At 59.0% G+C, this 17,005-nt stretch carries 16 protein-coding genes; 15 read left to right on the top strand and 1 reads right to left on the bottom strand.

Annotated features, from left to right (window positions below; all coding sequences use genetic code 11):
* The first annotated feature begins 113 nt into the window (after positions 1-113).
* From AC1DCP_RS18170 to AC1DCP_RS18140, 7 genes are all read left to right on the top strand, one after another.
* A complete protein-coding gene (locus tag AC1DCP_RS18170; protein ID WP_476774533.1) occupies positions 114-1,037 on the top strand; it encodes a hypothetical protein in 924 nt (307 codons plus the stop codon).
* A gap of 88 nt (positions 1,038-1,125) precedes the next feature.
* The gene (locus AC1DCP_RS18165) at positions 1,126-1,539 is read left to right on the top strand and encodes a hypothetical protein (protein ID WP_080849880.1); all 414 of its coding nucleotides are present in this window, start codon (positions 1,126-1,128) and stop codon (positions 1,537-1,539) included.
* Between the two features lie 87 nt (positions 1,540-1,626).
* Positions 1,627-1,857 (top strand): hypothetical protein, encoded by a 231-nt coding sequence (locus AC1DCP_RS18160; protein WP_476774532.1) that lies wholly within the window; start codon positions 1,627-1,629, stop codon positions 1,855-1,857.
* Positions 1,854-3,317 (top strand): TolC family protein, encoded by a 1,464-nt coding sequence (locus AC1DCP_RS18155; RefSeq protein WP_476774531.1) that lies wholly within the window; start codon positions 1,854-1,856, stop codon positions 3,315-3,317. The genes AC1DCP_RS18160 and AC1DCP_RS18155 overlap by 4 nt, the downstream gene beginning before the upstream one ends.
* A 14-nt stretch (positions 3,318-3,331) precedes the next feature.
* Entirely contained in the window at positions 3,332-4,681 is a 1,350-nt protein-coding gene (locus tag AC1DCP_RS18150) for a multicopper oxidase family protein (RefSeq protein WP_004431584.1), read from the top strand.
* A gap of 41 nt (positions 4,682-4,722) precedes the next feature.
* A complete protein-coding gene (locus tag AC1DCP_RS18145; RefSeq protein WP_476774530.1) occupies positions 4,723-5,199 on the top strand; it encodes a cupredoxin domain-containing protein in 477 nt (158 codons plus the stop codon).
* A gap of 24 nt (positions 5,200-5,223) precedes the next feature.
* A complete protein-coding gene (locus AC1DCP_RS18140; RefSeq protein ID WP_476774529.1) occupies positions 5,224-5,508 on the top strand; it encodes a copper-binding protein in 285 nt (94 codons plus the stop codon).
* A 140-nt stretch (positions 5,509-5,648) separates the two neighbouring features.
* Here the strand turns inward: AC1DCP_RS18140 and AC1DCP_RS18135 are convergent, their stop codons facing one another.
* Positions 5,649-6,434, bottom strand: coding sequence for a phosphatase PAP2 family protein (locus tag AC1DCP_RS18135; protein WP_174046164.1), 786 nt, complete (start codon positions 6,432-6,434; stop codon positions 5,649-5,651).
* A 170-nt stretch (positions 6,435-6,604) separates the two neighbouring features.
* Between AC1DCP_RS18135 and AC1DCP_RS18130 the strand changes: the two genes are divergently transcribed.
* The 8 genes from AC1DCP_RS18130 to AC1DCP_RS18095 all read left to right on the top strand — a co-directional run bounded on the left by AC1DCP_RS18130 (position 6,605) and on the right by AC1DCP_RS18095 (position 16,983).
* On the top strand, positions 6,605-7,303 hold the full coding sequence (locus AC1DCP_RS18130) for a response regulator (RefSeq protein ID WP_476774528.1): 699 nt from the start codon (positions 6,605-6,607) through the stop codon (positions 7,301-7,303).
* Positions 7,300-8,457 carry an ATP-binding protein gene (locus AC1DCP_RS18125; protein ID WP_121557339.1) on the top strand — a complete coding sequence of 386 codons (1,158 nt, stop codon included), beginning with the start codon at positions 7,300-7,302 and terminating at the stop codon, positions 8,455-8,457. Before AC1DCP_RS18130 ends, AC1DCP_RS18125 begins: the two co-directional genes overlap by 4 nt.
* 319 nt (positions 8,458-8,776) lie before the next feature.
* Positions 8,777-9,805, top strand: coding sequence for a ketopantoate reductase family protein (locus AC1DCP_RS18120; protein WP_476774527.1), 1,029 nt, complete (start codon positions 8,777-8,779; stop codon positions 9,803-9,805).
* Positions 9,806-9,853: 48 nt separating this feature from the next.
* On the top strand, positions 9,854-10,432 hold the full coding sequence (locus AC1DCP_RS18115; RefSeq protein WP_174046160.1) for a TetR/AcrR family transcriptional regulator: 579 nt from the start codon (positions 9,854-9,856) through the stop codon (positions 10,430-10,432).
* Entirely contained in the window at positions 10,429-11,031 is a 603-nt protein-coding gene (locus AC1DCP_RS18110; RefSeq protein WP_476774526.1) for a DsbA family protein, read from the top strand. Before AC1DCP_RS18115 ends, AC1DCP_RS18110 begins: the two co-directional genes overlap by 4 nt.
* 121 nt (positions 11,032-11,152) lie before the next feature.
* Positions 11,153-12,559 (top strand): FAD-binding oxidoreductase, encoded by a 1,407-nt coding sequence (locus tag AC1DCP_RS18105; protein WP_476774525.1) that lies wholly within the window; start codon positions 11,153-11,155, stop codon positions 12,557-12,559.
* Positions 12,560-12,577: 18 nt separating this feature from the next.
* The gene (locus tag AC1DCP_RS18100; protein WP_003518075.1) at positions 12,578-14,872 is read left to right on the top strand and encodes a molybdopterin guanine dinucleotide-containing S/N-oxide reductase; all 2,295 of its coding nucleotides are present in this window, start codon (positions 12,578-12,580) and stop codon (positions 14,870-14,872) included.
* Positions 14,873-15,333: 461 nt separating this feature from the next.
* Positions 15,334-16,983, top strand: a complete 1,650-nt coding sequence (locus tag AC1DCP_RS18095; RefSeq protein ID WP_003518073.1) for an ABC transporter substrate-binding protein — start codon at positions 15,334-15,336, stop codon at positions 16,981-16,983.
* Positions 16,984-17,005: the final 22 nt, after the last annotated feature.

The following is a 17,005-nucleotide window of genomic DNA, read 5'->3' as shown; positions in this document are numbered from 1 at the left end:
TCTGCGCGCAATGAGAAGACGCCTCATCCCGACCCCTGTAAGGCCGATGGATCATCCAATCCTCATTACACTCCGCAAGGAGGGTGGTGCCGGCAATTCGAGGAGCGCTGCCCATGACCAATTTTTTCGATTTCGCGATCTCCGGGTTGCCGGACGCCTCCGCCGTTGGCCGCAGGCTACCACCCAGCGAAATCGACCGGTTGCTTCAAACGGGTGCTTTCGCAGCAGCACTACGGCTGCTGGCGGGAAGTTTCATCACCCTCTACGAAGGTTCGCCCGACATGACCGCGCTTTTCGCCACGCGCCAGAGCCGGCTTCTTTGCCACGCGCTGTTGGCGCTCTATTTTCAAAAGCGCAAGACCGGAACGGACGAACCCGCCCTGACGCGGGAAGATTTCGGCCAACTCGCGCTCCAACACGGCATTGCCAGCCATGATGTCGCCTATGCCTTCTTCAAAGAGGCGCTGAAACGCGGCCTGACAAGACCGGCGCACCAAGCCGGCGAAAAGCCGGCCGATGGCGTGGTGCCTTCACCGTCCACCCTGGCGATGCTTGCCCAATGGTACGACGTGCATTTTCAGGCGCTGGACCTCATCGATGAGGGGTTCAGAGCCTCTCGGTTTATCGAGCGATCCGAAACCATGCTCGCACACATCCATCCGCGCGTGGCGCAGGCGCTGCTTTCTAATCCGGAGGTACGTTGCCCGGGCCCGCTTTCCATCATCTTCAACTGGTTCGACGCGGGCGGGCTGCTGATGGACCGCCTGATCGCCGGGATCGACTGGGAAAAGCCGACAGAACAGGGCAGACACCTGACGGATGTGAAAACAGCATCGCAACTGGCGGCATCGCTCTCCCTTTCCCGAATCCATGTCAGGCGCAAGCTTGGCGCGGCCGAACTGATCGGCGGCATCGGCTGGAGCGGACGGAAGGGGCGTTCCGCTCTCTGGATCTCCCAGGGCTTTTACGAGGAATATGCCCGCATGCAGGCACGTAAACTCCTCATTCTCGACGATGCCTTTATGGAGACAGTGTAAGGTTTAAGAACCGGCAGGCGTGCTATTTATTGATGGTTATGAGCGATATCCATTGACAAACTTCAGGACTGCGGCTCTTCTACAGGGCATGCGTGGGATGTTGCGAACATCGAAATTGACGGCACTGCTGTTTCGACTGGTGATGATATTGTCACTGGCGGGATACAGCGTTTCCACCGTCAATGCCGCAATGCATGGTCCCGATACCGCGGAAATGCAGACCACCCAATCCGCCATGATGATGGATCATGGCGCGATGATGGACCATGGCGGTTCGGCCATGATGTCCAGCGACCACCATAATATGGATACGGCAGACCACGACAGCGGCGTCAAAAAGCCCGTGAAGCCGGAATGCTGCAACGATTTCTGTCTCGGCATGGCGGTACTGATTGCGCATGACGCCCTTGGCGTACCAGTCGTCAATTCCATCCGTTCCTTCCTTGACGACAGCAAGACCGTGGGCCAGATCCCGCTGCTTCACCGTCCACCGAATATCTGAACAGGCAAAGCCCGCCTCTCGGGCAATGATCGTGCGTGAACGGCTTTAGCGCCGTCGCGCCGTTGCATCTCCTGTTCGGAAATTACCATGAACCCTATCTACATCGTGGTTGCAGCGCCCCTTTTGCTGGGCGGCTGCACAGCCACATCCTCGATGAACGAGGCCGCCTCGTATGAAGACGCGGCAAACCCGTCACTCGGCGTCACCCTTCTGCGTTATCAGACACCGGTCACAGGTTACTCACACCGTGCTCCGGTGGACCCGAAGCCCTGGCGTAATCAGAACGATGCGCAGGCTCCGAAAGGAGACGCATCATGACGCTACACGTGATCAAACTCACGGCCGTCCTTTCCGTCCCGCTCGTTCTTGGCGGCTGCGTCACGGCCACCGACTACACCTCGAAGAACGCAGGCTTCACCACCGTTTCGGCCAGGGCGACCGAGGCGACAGGAAAGCAGACTGTCTGGATACAGAACCGGGCCGAGGCGCAGGCAACCGCAACCCGCGTCAAGTCGCTGATGTCAGCGAAAACAATCGATGTCGAGACGGCGGTTCAGGTCGCGCTCCTCAACAACAAGGGCCTTCAGGCGGCCTATGCCGATCTGGGTGAATCGGCCGCAACCGCCTGGCAATCGACCATGCTGGTCAATCCGAGGGTCGGCATCGGATTGACGGGGATCGGCACTCCGGGGCTCCGGGCCTACAAGGCGATCGAGGGTGTGATCGTCACCAATATTCTGGCACTGGCCACGCTCAAACAGAATGTCAAGATTGCCGATACCGGCTTCCGCAAGGCGCAGCTCGCAGCCGCGCTGAAGACGTTGCAATTGGCGGCAGATACCCGCCGCGCCTGGATCACGGCGGTTGCTGCCTGGGAAAATGTCGGCCAGCTGGCGCAGGCCCAGACAGCCGCGGATGCCGCCTCGGAACTTGCGAGGAAGCTTGGCGAAGCAGGCTCGCTGAACAAGGAAGGCCAGGCTCGCGAGCAGGTCTTCTATGCCGAACTGACCGGCCAGATCGCCAAGGCGCGGCTTGAAGCCCGGCTTGCGAAGGAGGAACTGACAAGGCTGATGGGCCTGTGGGGCGCGGACATAGACTACTCCATCCCCAACCGCCTGCCCCAGCTTCCAAAGGATCTGGCCAAACGTGAGATGATCGAGGCCGAGGCGCTGCAACGCCGGGTGGATTTGCAGATGGCGAAGCTCGATCTGGAATCGACCGCCCGGTCGTTCAAACTCACAGAAGCCACCCGATACGTCACCGATCTAGAACTTCGTTCCGGCTTCGAGACCGAACGCGAACTTGAAGACGGCGAAAAACACAAACAGACGACCGGCAATGCCGAGCTGGAATTCGTCATTCCGATCTTCGATTCCGGTCGGGCAAGAATGCGGGAATCCGAACTCGCCTATATGCGCGCAGCAAACCTGCTGGCCGAAAAAGCGGTCAATATCCGCTCCGAAGCCCGCTCCGCCTATCAGGCCTATCGCTCGAACTACGACATCGCCCGGCACTATCGCAACAGCGTGGTGCCGCTGCGGACCAAGATCGAGGAGGAGTCGCTGCTGACCTATAACGGCATGCTCACCAACACCTTCGAACTGCTCGCCGACAGCCGCGAAAAGGTCAATTCGAACCTGCTCGCCATCAATGCCAAACGTGACTTCTGGCTCGCGGAAGCCGGCCTTGCGCCCGCCATCTACGGCGGTGGCGCGGGTACGGCAGGCGCGGAGACCGAAGTTGCCGCCACTGGTGGCGGCAGCGGTGGCGGACACTGAGAAAGGAAACGACCATGTTCAATAGAAGAAACTTTCTGGGCGTCGGCGCCGCAATGGTCTCCACGGCGGCCTGGGCAAAGACATCGAATAGCAGCCTGCCGGAAGCGGCCGTGATGGAAACGGCAGCGACGCAAGCCCCCGTCAAGCCCACTACCGGTCCCGATTACAATCCGGTCGTCACCCTCAACGGCTGGACCCTGCCTTTCCGGATGAACAATGGCGTCAAGGAATTCCACCTTGTCGCCGAGCCGGTGGAACGCGAGATGGCGGAGGGCATGACGGCCCGCCTCTGGGGCTATAACGGCCAGTCACCCGGCCCGACCATCGAGGCCGTAGAAGGCGACCGGGTGCGGATTTTCGTGACCAACAAGCTGCCGGAACATACAACGGTCCACTGGCACGGCATGATCCTGCCATCAGGCATGGACGGTGTCGGCGGCCTGTCGCAACCGCATATCCCCGTTGGCAAGACCTTCGTCTACGAGTTCGATCTCGTGAAGTCCGGCACCTTCATGTACCACCCGCATTCAGACGAGATGGTGCAGATGGCGATGGGCATGATGGGCTTTTTCGTGGTCCATCCAAAGGACCCGACCTTCATGCCTGTTGATCGCGACTTCGTGTTCCTAATCAACGCCTTCGACATCAATCCCGGCTCCTACGTTCCGAAAATCATGACCATGACGGACTTCAATCTGTGGTCATGGAACAGCCGGGTATTTCCGGGCATCGATCCGCTGGTGGTCTCCAAGGACGACCGTGTGCGTGTCAGGGTCGGCAACCTGACCATGACCAACCACCCGATCCACATGCACGGCTATGATTTCGAGGTGACGTGCACGGATGGCGGCTGGGTGCGGCCCGAGGCCCGGTGGCCGGAGGTCAGCATCGACATCCCCGTCGGCGCCATGCGGGCCTATGAATTCGACGCCAAATATGTCGGCGACTGGGCGATCCATTGCCACAAGTCGCACCACACGATGAATGCGATGGGACACGATGTCCCGACCTTCATCGGCGTCGACAAGAAGACCGTCACCGAAAAGATCCGAAAGGTGCGGCCGGAATACATGCCGATGGGTACAGCCGGCATGGCCGATATGGGCGCGATGGAGATGGAAATCCCTGAGAACACCGTTCCCATGATGACCGGCTGGGGTCCGCACGGCCCCATCGAAATGGGCGGCATGTTCTCCGTGGTGAAGGTCCGCGAAGGCATCTCCGCGGGCGATTACTCAGATCCCGGCTGGTACCAAAACCCGCCCGGTACCCAGGCCTGGGAATGGACCGGCGACGTGCCGGATACCGAAAAGACCAATGATCCGAAAACACAGATCACGCCGAAACCGATGAAACACGGCTGATCGTGCAGACCATATCCCCACCAGAACCAAAGAAAAATTCGATGACCAGACTGAAACTTGCAATGCTTCTCACCGCTCTTGCCACACCCGCCTTCGCATCGGGCACCCACGGCGGCGGCCATGAAGCGATGGCGATCGGCGAACCCGGCGACAAATCCAAGGTAACCCAGACCATACAGGTCACCATGAAGGAAACACCTGATGGCAAGATGCTGTTCACGCCCGCCAAGTTCGAATTCAAGAAGGGCAAGACCGTTCGCTTTGCCGTGAAGAATGTCGGCGAGCTGGACCATGAATTCATTCTCGACGAACAGAGCGCAAATCTGGAGCACAAGGCCGCCATGGCAAAGGCCCCGGAAATGGAACACGACAATCCGAACGCAATCAGCCTTGCGCCGGGCGAAAGCGGCGAAATCATCTGGAAATTCACCAATGACGGCATGTTCGAATTCGCCTGCCTGAAGCCCGGACATTACGAGGCCGGCATGCGCGGAGATCTCAAAGTTTCGGCCAAGTAACCAATCGAAAAAAGGAATCTGACCATGAAGATGATCGTTAAAATTACCCTTGCAGCCGCTTTGTTGCTTACAGCCCCCTTTGGCGCATTCGCACAGGAATTCACCAAAGGTACGGTGAAGAAGGTCGACGCTACCGCCAAGAAAGTCACCATCATTCATGAGGAACTGAAGAACCTCGACATGCCCGCCATGACAATGGTGTTCCGCGTCAAGGACGATGCCCTGCTCGCCAAGCTCAAGGAAGGCGCGAACATCGAGTTCATCGCCGAGCGGGCGGATGGCAAGCTGGTCGTCGCCCAGGTGAAATAAGGCAGTCCTCGTCCGCACATGCCCGTACCAGACCACAGGCACGGGCATGTGCGATTTGAACAGGCGGCGGACGAACCCCGAACACAAATTTATTGCTCGGGGCATGACCTTTGTTCGGCGCTATGCCGTATTCCCATGAATTAGCGCAGAAGCACAGTGTCGATTGTGTCCCCATGCTTCGTGAACAGCCGATGCAGTGAGAGGAACACGGCGAGCATCAGTGGCCATGCAATCAGGACATCGGAGAGAAAATGTGCGCCCATAGCTGCTCTGTTTAGGGAGCAAAGCACGATGAACGGCATCAAGATCGCCGTGGCGCTCAGGCGAAATTTTTCCGGCAGGAAGATGATGAACGCCAGCAGGGCGATTGCGGACGCGCTTTCGCCGGATGGAAAGGAGCAGTTGCGCGAACAGCTGCCATCGAGGGAAAGAACGGGCGTAAAAAACAAATCCGCCCCGAATTCACTGATATGCCGCGGTCTGGCACGTCCGAACAGGTTTTTCAGCACATGCACGGTCACACCCGGCCCAAGCGCATAAAAGGTGAGAACAAGTAGCAGTTTGTGAGGGCGGATGGCACGCCGCACGCCGGAGACAAATGGCGTGGCAAGGAGCAGGCAGACAAGCGTGGACAATAAAATGGCGGGAAGTGCGCGGTTCAGATCGCGGACGGAAATCAAGAATTGATCCTCGCCAAGACGAAAACCATCTGTCCAGAACCAGCGACTGGCGTCAAGATCGATATCCGGCCTGACAGTGAAGAAGACCATCATTGCAAGCGTGGTCGAAAGCGCGAGCAGAGATGGGCTGCCGGAAACCCATGCGAAAGTCTGGCGCGCCGTGGGGATGACGGCAAAGCGGAACTTCGGTTTTTCGGGCCGGCCTGGCCATTTCTGTTCGGTCTTATGGGAGAGATACTGGTGCATGGCCAGCTTTCTTCCGTAGAAATGTCAAGGTTCTGCGGAGGAAGTCCCAAGACTGAGAGGAAAAGCGTGCCTGCCGCATCTATCTCGTGAGACGGCTCTTGCCCGGCGCTTTGCGTCGGCTTAGCGTCCCGGCAATAAAGCGGTAATATCAGTAAGTTCGTAAGGTTAGCATGGACAAAGGGCTCATTCTCATCGTCGAAGACGACCCCGACATCATGCAGATTCTGGACGCCTATCTCATTCGTGACGGATACAGAACCGTTAGAGCCGGGGATGGCGAGACGGCCATGACGCATTTCTCCATGCTGCGGCCGGATCTCATTCTTCTCGACATCGGGCTACCGAAGCTCGATGGCATCGATGTGCTGACACGCATACGGCGGGAGCGTGATACACCGATCATCATGGTCACCGCCCTTGCCGAAGATATGGACAAGCTGACCGGTCTGCGCCTGGGTGCCGACGACTACATCGTCAAACCTTTCAACCCGCAGGAAATGGTCGCCCGGGTGAATGCCGTTCTAAAACGCTCGCGTCAGCCAACTGGCGGAGGGATCCTGCGTTTCGGCGCCATCGAAATAGATACCGAAGCTTACATCGCGGCTGTTTGCGGCGATGCGGGACGAACCGTTCTGCCGTTGACGCTCAGCGAATTCAGAATTCTTGCCCATATGACGCGTCGCCCCACCTATGCCTTTCAGCGGGCCGATCTTCTGGATGCCTGCCTGCCGGAAAGCGATGCGCTGGCACGCACGGTCGATACGCACATCGCCAATCTGCGTAAAAAACTGACGGATCACGGTGCTGGCGGTTATCTGGTGTCGGTGCGCAGCATCGGCTACCGACTTGCCAGGGAGCAGACATCATGAGGTTCCGGCGGCTCCGCCTGCGCACGATGACGGCGATCACAATCACCACAATGCTCATCTTTGCGGTTGCGTTGGTCTATTTCGGCGTTTCCTGGTATTCGGACACCATTGAGGAGCGCATCCTTGCCCAACTGTCGCCTGATGCCGCCAAGGCTTTCTCGGATATTGACCGGGGCGTGATGCCGGATCAGAGCCAGCTTCAGGCCCTTATCGAGGTTTTACCGGGCCTGGAGGACCAGGCAGATAGCGAACTTCTCAAATCGGTGTTCCTCTTTGGATTGCTCGGTGTCTTCCTGTGCAGCTTGCTTGGTTATTTCATCTCCCGGCGCATTGCAGCACCTCTCGGCGAACTTGCCGACGCGGCGCGGCGCATGGCGACCGGCGACTTCAGCGGAGGCGCAAAGATCAAGGCGAGCCGCATCGCCGAAGTCGGATTTCTGGTCGACAGTTTCGAGACTTTGACGCAAGAGCTTCAGATGATGGAGCGCCGGTTGAAGTTCAACACCATGGCGGTAGCCCACGAGCTGCGCACCCCGCTAACCATCCTGCAAGGCCGTTTACACGGCATTGCCGATGACGTCTTTCCACTCGACAAGCAGGCCATTCGCCACCTCATCGGCCATGTGGAAGGACTTGCGCGTCTCGTCGACGATCTGCGGACGCTTTCGCTGGCAGAAACCAACAGTCTCGTTACAGAGATGAAGCCACTCGATCTCGCTACCGAATGCGCGGCAGTAGCGGAATCCGCGCGGCCTCTTCTCGAAGAGGCAGGAATTCGTCTCGATATGTCGCTGCAGACGGCTCCCATTAGCGGCGACCCTCAACGCCTTCAACAGCTACTGCTCATCCTGATGGATAATGTACGCCGCTATGCGGCGAGCGGGAAGAGCCTCTTCTGCTCGACCGGAGTCCGGGAAGGACGTCCCTTCATAACAATCGAAGACAAGGGGCCGGGTTTTCCCCCCGGCATCGAGGCACACGGCATCGAACTCTTCTGGCGCACAGAGCCGTCGCGTGCACGTAAGACCGGTGGCACCGGCCTCGGCCTGTCGATTGCTCGAGCGATCGCAAGGGCGCATGACAGCGATTTGCAGATAGATCCGCGACAAGACGGCGGAACCGTCGTCACGGTTCTCTTCAAGGCGGCCTCCTGAAAAAAGCCAGCGAGTTGATGCTCTCCCATGCGCGCTGACGGTGTGCTTCGTTGGGGCTTATTCCACGGTTCACCGCGCCAGGACTGCTGTCGGGAATAAGGTGATCGCAAATTTTCCCTACGCCGAATTATTTTCTATAAAATAGATAGAAAAAGAACGACCTGTCTTTCTTGAGGCGCTCCTCATGCCTAGTTTAGCTTTCATCATTGGTCGCCATCAGGGAGGACCGATGTTGAGCGAAATCCCGTATCGATCCAGCAAACTGCACCGCTGCAATTGATACTGGCGCATTATCGGCCCGGTTGAATCGGAGGAAAAGGTGACACGATACGTTATCATTGGCGCAGGCGCGGTTGGCGCGAGCCTTGCCGCACAGTTCGAGCTTTCCGGCATCAAATATGCTCTGGTCGGACGCGGCGCACAAATTGCCTCCATCATTGAACAGGGACTGAGCTACCAACGCCCCTCAGGCACGCAGCAAATAAGGCTGAACGCCTTCGACGTATCCGCTCCGCCGGACCTGGCGCCCGACGATATCCTGCTGCTGACCGTCAAAACGCAGGATGCGGCAGCCACTCTGGCAGACTGGTCATGGCGACAGGTATCGGGCGTGGAAGGTCTAACAGCCACGCAGTTGCCGGTGGTTACCTTTCAGAACGGTCTGGCGACGGAAGCGCTGGCGCTCAGGACCTTCGCCAATGTCTACGGCGCCAGTATTCTGACCCCTGCCCGGTTTACACAAACCGGCGCGGTTGCGGCGGCCGGCAATCCGCAGGTCGGCGTGGTCACGATCGGACGCTTCCCGACCGGTTCCGACGAAACGGCGAAGGAGATTGCCGCAGACCTCACACGCGCCAATTATCTTGCGGAAACCAGCAGCGATATCCGCCGCTGGAAATCAGCAAAACTGCTTCATAACGTCCGCAATGCGCTGGATCTGTTCGACGGAGAAGACGATCTGCGAGCATCGATCGCCGAAGCGCTGGTCAATGAAGCCCGCCAGACGCTTGAGGTAGCAGGCTACAATCTCGCCTCTCCCTCTGAACGCGCTGTCGATATTTCAGGCTGGAGCATCGCTCAAAACAGCGGCATTCAGCCAGGCCAGCAATCGACCTGGCAGAGCTTTGCCCGGGGCGCTTCCAGCGAGGTCGATTTTCTCAACGGTGAGATTGTGCTGCTCGGCCGTCTGCATAACGTTGCGACACCGTATAACGAGGCTATCCAGTCTCTTGGCGGCAGGCTGGCGCATCAGGGCGGCTTCTTGAAGGCGGTGCCGCTTGACGCGATCCTTTCTTTTGTCGGGCAGCTCCACGAGCGCGACAAAACCGGTCTCGCCGCCGCGCAATGATGCGTGCGACCTGTTCTTCCCATGAAACCACCAAGCTGAAGCGATAAAATGAGAGAAGCCATTCCAGACCAGATTCTCACCGCCGCCGGAGCGCTGTTTTATACCGAAGGTATCCGGGCAGTCGGTATCGACCGCATCATCGAAGAAGCGAAGGTCGCAAAAGCTACTCTCTATCGGCATTTTCCGTCCAAGGATCATCTTGTCGCGGCCTATCTTCAGGATCGCCACGACCGTGTCATTCGCTCGCTGAAGGATGTTCTGACGGCGACGATTGATCCAAGGGACCAGCTGCGGGTGATTTTCGAGCGACTTTACGAGAAGGCCGACAGCCCTGAATTCAGGGGCTGCGCCTTTGCACTCGCGGTTGCCGAACACGGCGATTCCGAACGCGTCGTCACCGTAGCTCGAACCCACAAAAGAATGGTGCGGGATATTTTCGAGACCGTCATGTCTAAAGCGGGGGTGCGACTGGATCAGGCCGCCTCCCACCTTTCGCTTCTTTACGAAGGCGCACTTGCCACGGTCGCGGTCGGGCGCGATCCGCATGCCGTACTCATCGCCCGGGACTGTGCGCTCTCGGTGTTCGATCTCGCCACCGGCAAGATATCCTCAGGAGACAAGATATGACCAAGACCATCGACTACTTCTTCGGCATCGGCTCCCCCTGGGCCTTTCTCGGCCTGGAGCCTTTCGCCGCGCTCGCCGCCGAGCACAACGCCACGATACGGCCCTATGTCATCCCGCTGATCGAGGATAATGGCGCCATCTACTCACGCAACCGTCCGGAAGCGCGCCGCGCCTATTGGACGAAGGATTTGAAGCGATGGGCGGCGTTGCGCGGCAAGTCCCTTAACTTCGACAATCGCGCCGCCCTTTCCGATCCCACGCCGGCCGGCTTCATGGTCATTGCCGCGATCGATGCGCGCGAGGACTGGTTGAGGCTGACCAAGGCGCTTCAGGAAGCTTTCTGGGAAGGAGGCGAAGATATTGGCAATGCCGAAGTTCGCCGCGCAATCGCTGACAAAGCTGGTTTCGACGGTGCGGCGCTGGACGAACGCGGCGGAAGCGATGCCGTGGAAGCCATCCGGAAAGCCAATTATGAGGCCGCAAAGGCAGCCGGTGTGTTCGGGCTTCCGACATTCCGCTACGAGGACGAACTGTATTGGGGACAGGACAGCCTGCCTTTCCTCGAACGTCATCTCAAGGGCGAAAAACTGGCCGCCTGATCCCAGCCGAAAACCGGGTGACTGTCACGCCGTGGCCGCAACCCGGCCATGGCTCTCTCCAGACCATTCCCGTGGAGTTTCTCATGTCTCTTTTCCCGCCCTCTTCGCGCGGAGTATCGCGATGAGCGCACTGCCTCCCGCTCTCTCGAACGCTTTGCGCAACCGTTTCGGCGAGCGTTTTTCCACCGCGCAGGCATTGCGGGAACAACACGGCCGTGGCGAATCCCACCATACGCCGGCGATCCCCGATGCCGTCGTTTTCGCCGAGAGCACGGATGATGTGGCGGAAACCGTGCGGCTTTGCGCCGCTGAAGGTGTTCCCGTCATCGCCTTCGGCACCGGCACTTCGCTCGAAGGCCATCTGACGGCAGTGCGTGGCGGTGTCTCGGTCGATCTGTCGCGCATGTCGAAAATCGTCCGCATCAGCGCCGAGGATCTCGATTGCACGGTGGAGGCCGGGGTCACGCGCGAGCAACTGAACACACATCTGCGCGACATGGGCCTGTTCTTTCCGATCGATCCTGGCGCCAATGCGTCTATCGGCGGCATGGCCGCAACCCGCGCTTCCGGCACAAACGCCGTGCGTTACGGCACAATGCGAGAAAACGTGCTGTCGCTGACAGTCGTCTTGCCCAACGGCCAGGTCATCCGCACCGGCGGGCGGGCGCGTAAATCATCAGCAGGTTATGACCTAACGCGGCTGTTCGTCGGCTCCGAGGGGACGCTCGGCATCATCACGGAAGTGACGTTGCGACTCTACGGAATTCCCGAAACCATCTCAGCTGCACTTTGCTCCTTCGAAAGCGTCGAACAGGCTGTTGCGGCAGCCATTACGGTCGTGCAGCTCGGCATTCCAGTTGCGAGAATGGAATTAATGGACCGTGGCCTGATCGAGGCCGTCAACGCCTATTCCAGTCTTTCCCTCAAGGTCGAGGACACGCTCGCCTTCGAGTTCCACGGCTCGCCTGCTGGCGTGAAGGAGCAGGTCGAGATGGTCGCTGCCATAGTGGAAGATAATGGCGGCAGGGATTTCGAATGGGCGAATGCGCCGGAGGACCGCAACCGCCTGTGGAAGGCGCGCCACAACGCGTTTTACGCCGTGGTCTCGCAGCGCCTGAACGCCAAGGGCTGGTCTTCCGATGTCTGCGTGCCGGTATCCGAGTTGAGCGGCTGCATCGTCAGGACCCGGGAATTGCTACGCGACTGCAGCGTGCCCGCCGCCATTCTCGGCCATGTCGGCGATGGCAACTATCATGTGGTCTTCGCCGTAGATCCTGCAAATCAAACTGAACTCGACGAGGTGGCGGCAATCAACAAGAAGATGGTGCAGCACGCCATCTCGGTTGGCGGCACTTCCACCGGCGAGCATGGAGTCGGCACCGGCAAGATCGCTTATCTGCGGCAGGAACACGGCGACGCGGTGGACCTCATGGCGATCATCAAAAAAGCCATAGATCCGGCTGGCATCATGAACCCGGGCAAGATCCTGCCGAGCCAAGACTTGCCCAGCCGCCGAGAAACGCTTTGACCGTGCGGGATTTCGCAGATGGATAATTACAAGACCCACAGCTCCCACTGGGGCGCCTTTTCCGGCAGCTACCGGAATGGCAAGCTCGATATCCGTCCACATCCGGACGATCCACACCCCTCGCCCTTGCTCGCCAATCTGCCGGCAATCGCCGATAGCGCCGCGCGCATCCGGCGTCCGGCGGTCAGGCGCGGCTGGCTGGAGGGAAAACCGGGCAACGCGCAGATACGCGGGGCGGACGACTATGTGGAGGTCGATTGGCCGCAGGCGGCGGACCTCGTCGCGAAGGAGCTTCAAAGGGTTTACGGCGATTACGGCCCACAGGCCGTGTTCGGCGGCTCCTACGGCTGGTCGAGCGCCGGACGTTTCCATCACGCGCAAAGCCAGGTCCACCGTTTTCTGAACACGCTTGGCGGATATGTGCGCTCCGTCAACACCTATAGTTCAGGCGCGGCGATGGTCATCATTCCGCATGTGCTCGGACCCTACGATCATTTCGACCGCAAGAGCGTTACCTGGGATGCAATCGAGCGCAGCAGCGAATTGATCGTCGCCTTCGGCGGCATGGCGATAAAGAATACGGACGTGCATGGCGGCGGCAACAGCGTGCATATCGTGCCACAGAAGCTGAATGGCGCACGCGCACGCGGCGCGCGATTCGTGCTGATCAGCCCGCTAAAAGACGATTTTCCGAAAGACCTCAATGCGGAGTGGCTGCCGGTCATACCCGGTACCGATGTCGCGCTGATGCTCGGACTTGCGCATGTTCTCGTCACCGAGGGCCTGCACGATCGGGCGTTTCTTGACCGCTATGCCGTCGGCTATCAGCGTTTCGAAGACTACCTGCTCGGCCGGACCGATGGTGTGGCGAAAAGCCCCGAATGGGCTTCCGGGCTCTGCGGCATCGGCACGGAAACTATTAGGGAACTCGCCCGCACCATGGCGCGCGCGAGAACATTGATCACTGTCAGCCATTCGCTTCAGCGCGCCGATTATGGTGAGCAACCCGTCTGGCTAGGGATCGTTCTTGCCGCCATGCTCGGTCAGATTGGCCTCGACGGCGGCGGATATTCCTATTCCCTCGGCGCTTTGGGCAATGTCGGCAAGAACCTGCTGGCCGTTCCCCTGCCGACACTTAACCAGTTCAAAAACCCGGTCGCGGATTTCATTCCGGTCGCGCGCATCGCCGACATGCTGCTCAATCCTGGTGGGGAATTTCACTATAACGGCCAGAGGATGCACTATCCCGATATCCGCTTGGTTTACTGGGCGGGTGGTAACCCGTTCCACCACCATCAGGATATCAACCGACTACGGGCAGCGTTCAGACGGCCCGAGACCATCATCGTGCACGAAACCGCATGGACATCATCTGCGCGGCATGCCGATGTCGTGCTGCCGGCGACGACAACTCTGGAGCGCGACGACATTGGCGCCGCCGACCGCGATCCTCTGATGATCGCGATGAAAAAGCTGATCGAACCGGTTGGTGAGGCGCGCGACGACTACGAAATCTTCTCCGAGATCGCGCGCCGGCTCGACAAATTCGAAACCTTCACCGAAGGCCGCAGCAGCCGGGAATGGCTTGCCTTCCTCTATGAAACAACGCGTGGGGCGCTTGCCGCCGGTGGGTACGAGGCTCCCGATTTCGAAACGTTCTGGGAACGTGGAGAGATAGGTCTGCCGCTCAAGCCGGATGACGGAGGGCCTGCGCGTGCCTTCCGTGATGATCCCATAGCCTTCCCTCTGAAGACACCATCCGGTAAAATCGAAATCTTCTCCGAGACGATCGAGGGTTTCGGCTATGACGATTGCGGCGGCCATCCGCAATGGTATCCCGGCAGGACGAAACCGGAAGACGAAGCGCTCTATCCGCTGCATCTGGTCTGCAATCAGCCGCATCAGCGTCTGCACAGCCAGCTCGACTATGGCGCCTTCAGCCGCTCCACCAAGATTAAGGGCCGGGAACCCGTGCGCATCAACCCCGAAGATGCAGCCCGCCGGGGCATTGCCGATGGCGATATCATCAGGCTGTTCAACAGTCGTGGCAGCTGCCTCGCCGCAGCCGTCCTGAGCACGGATGTGCGCAACGGCGTGATGCAGCTGGCAACTGGTGCGTGGTTCGAACCGCATGACCGGCATGCAGAGCAAGCGATGTGCATTCACGGCAATCCGAACATCCTGACGCGCGACATCGGCACCTCGAAACTGGCGCAGGGATCGACCGGTCAGATTACCAGAGTGGAGGTGGAACGTTTTGCCGGTGAGGCGCCTCCGGTGCGGATTTTCGAAAAGATGACATTTGCAAAATAAGTGAGGGACGGGTGTTCCGGCACTACCTGAAAAATCGCACCGCCAACGTATTTCGGGCGTCGGAAAAGCTGATCCTACCACCTTCGGAAACCGCGGCAAAATAATCCATTAATTCGATAGAAAAAGAACAACTGGTCTTTCTCCTTCTGGCCACCCTGCTACGTTAGACATCAAGAACCGAATTTCAAAACAAGGGACCGCGTCATGACCGCACGATGTATCAGCAAGCACGGCCTGCGATCGAACGAGCCGTCAATGGCTGAAAGTAACGGCTAAGCCGTAACATCGGTCGGACCTTCCAAGAGGTAACGCAGGCACATTTTTCCCGATTTCAGGACATTGAAACCACCGGCAAGGCTGTCGTGTGAAGCCTTTCGTGTGCCCGCAAAAGATCAGCCAGAGCGGCGATAGTTCCTGAAATCACAAAGACAAGAAACAACGCGACCAATCAGGATTTCTTAATGACGATACGTTCTTCGCTTTTTTCCTTCTCCCGTCGGGGTCTGCTGACCACCACTCTCGCAGGGGCAATCGCGCTTCTAACGACGATGGGGCCTGCTCCGGTTGAGGCAGCCGATACCCCACGCAATGGCGGCGACATTACCTTCCTCATCGATTCTCTCGGCGACACCTGGATCCCGAACAACAGCGCCATTTCCAGCTTTCAGGGCCATATCTGGGGCCATGTCGCCGACAAGCTGCTTTATGTCGATGCCGACGGTAAGGTCAGCCCCTGGCTTGCCGAGCGCTGGGAGCAGAACGACAATGCCACCGAATTCACGCTTCACCTCAAAAACGGCGTGACCTTCTCCGATGGCACACCGCTGGATGCAGCGGCGGTCGTCGCCAATCTCGACATCTGGTATGCCGGACGCAAGAGCGAAGGCATCAACCCGATCGGTCTTTTCCCCAAGACCTACGACCATGCTGAAGCGGTGGACGCATCCACGGTGAAGGTCTTCTTCAAGAAGCCGACGCTCGGCTTTATTCCGACGCTCGGTTACCACGGCTCGATCCTGATCTCGCCGAAGACCATCGCCCAGCCCGCCACCCAGCAGGCCGATCTCAGCAAGACTTCCGGCAGCGGCCCCTATGTGGTCGAATCCTGGAAGGAGGGAGATTACGTCAAGCTGGTCAAGCGCAAGGACTACAATTGGGGTCCTGCCGCCGTTGGCCACACCGGCCCGGCCTTCCTCGATTCCATCACCTATAAGCTGGTGTCGGAACCGTCGTTGCGTGTCGCCTCGGTCCAGTCCGGCCAGGCCGATGTCGCCTATAATGCTTCGCCGCAGGAACTGAAGTCGCTGCACGAAGAGGGCTTTACCGTCGCAACGCCGCGTTATCTCGGCTTCGTCAACGGCTGGGCGGTCAACACCAAGCTTCCGCCCTATGATGATGTGAAGGTTCGCCAGGCACTTCAGGCCGGTGTAAATCGTCAGGAAATCATCGACACCGTCTATACGCCGGACTGGAAGCTCGCCACGTCCTTCATCCAGAGCAACGTGCCGGGCGCGACCGACCACAGCGCACTTCTCGCTTACGATCCCGCCAAGGCCGAAAAGCTGCTCGACGAGGCGGGCTGGGTCAAGGGCGCCGATGGTATCCGGACCAAAGACGGCAAACCGCTGTCGCTGACGATCCACTCCAATCCCTATCTCGCGACATCCAAGTCGGTCGATGAACTCATTGCCCAGCAACTCGGCAAGCTCGGTTGGAAAGTCGCTATCCGCGCTTACGACGTCGTGACCTTTGGTGAAAAGGTCAAATTCGGCGGTGCGGCCATCCCGACCTATGAGGTGACGCGCAGCTTCATCGATGCAGGCACCGTCGCCAGCATTCTCACCAACGCCAACAATGGCGAGAACTGGTTCGCCCTTGACGACCGCGACGCGACGCTCAACGGATTGCGCGACAAGATCGCCGGCGCCGGCTCTGTCGACGAGCGCAGCCCGCTTCTCGATGAGCTGCAGAAATATGTGCTTGAGCAGGGCTATTTCATTCCGCGAACGCAGATCGTGCAGAGGATCTACGTGCAGTCCCCGAAGCTGAAGGGCGAAGTATATAACGGCGTGGCTTATGCCAGCTACTACACCGCCTCCATCAGCGACTGATGCGCACAACAGGGCAACGTTG

The organism is Agrobacterium sp. 10T429 (assembly GCF_056393925.1).
This window is presented reverse-complemented; position numbering and strand designations above follow the sequence as displayed.

Coding starts and splice junctions, on each gene's coding strand:
- AC1DCP_RS18170 (WP_476774533.1), top strand. CDS start 114: ATGACCAATTTTTTCGATTTCGCGATCTCCGGGTTGCCGGACGCCTCC.
- AC1DCP_RS18165 (WP_080849880.1), top strand. CDS start 1,126: ATGCGTGGGATGTTGCGAACATCGAAATTGACGGCACTGCTGTTTCGA.
- AC1DCP_RS18160 (WP_476774532.1), top strand. CDS start 1,627: ATGAACCCTATCTACATCGTGGTTGCAGCGCCCCTTTTGCTGGGCGGC.
- AC1DCP_RS18155 (WP_476774531.1), top strand. CDS start 1,854: ATGACGCTACACGTGATCAAACTCACGGCCGTCCTTTCCGTCCCGCTC.
- AC1DCP_RS18150 (WP_004431584.1), top strand. CDS start 3,332: ATGTTCAATAGAAGAAACTTTCTGGGCGTCGGCGCCGCAATGGTCTCC.
- AC1DCP_RS18145 (WP_476774530.1), top strand. CDS start 4,723: ATGACCAGACTGAAACTTGCAATGCTTCTCACCGCTCTTGCCACACCC.
- AC1DCP_RS18140 (WP_476774529.1), top strand. CDS start 5,224: ATGAAGATGATCGTTAAAATTACCCTTGCAGCCGCTTTGTTGCTTACA.
- AC1DCP_RS18135 (WP_174046164.1), bottom strand. CDS start 6,434: ATGCACCAGTATCTCTCCCATAAGACCGAACAGAAATGGCCAGGCCGG.
- AC1DCP_RS18130 (WP_476774528.1), top strand. CDS start 6,605: ATGGACAAAGGGCTCATTCTCATCGTCGAAGACGACCCCGACATCATG.
- AC1DCP_RS18125 (WP_121557339.1), top strand. CDS start 7,300: ATGAGGTTCCGGCGGCTCCGCCTGCGCACGATGACGGCGATCACAATC.
- AC1DCP_RS18115 (WP_174046160.1), top strand. CDS start 9,854: ATGAGAGAAGCCATTCCAGACCAGATTCTCACCGCCGCCGGAGCGCTG.
- AC1DCP_RS18110 (WP_476774526.1), top strand. CDS start 10,429: ATGACCAAGACCATCGACTACTTCTTCGGCATCGGCTCCCCCTGGGCC.
- AC1DCP_RS18105 (WP_476774525.1), top strand. CDS start 11,153: ATGAGCGCACTGCCTCCCGCTCTCTCGAACGCTTTGCGCAACCGTTTC.
- AC1DCP_RS18100 (WP_003518075.1), top strand. CDS start 12,578: ATGGATAATTACAAGACCCACAGCTCCCACTGGGGCGCCTTTTCCGGC.
- AC1DCP_RS18095 (WP_003518073.1), top strand. CDS start 15,334: ATGACGATACGTTCTTCGCTTTTTTCCTTCTCCCGTCGGGGTCTGCTG.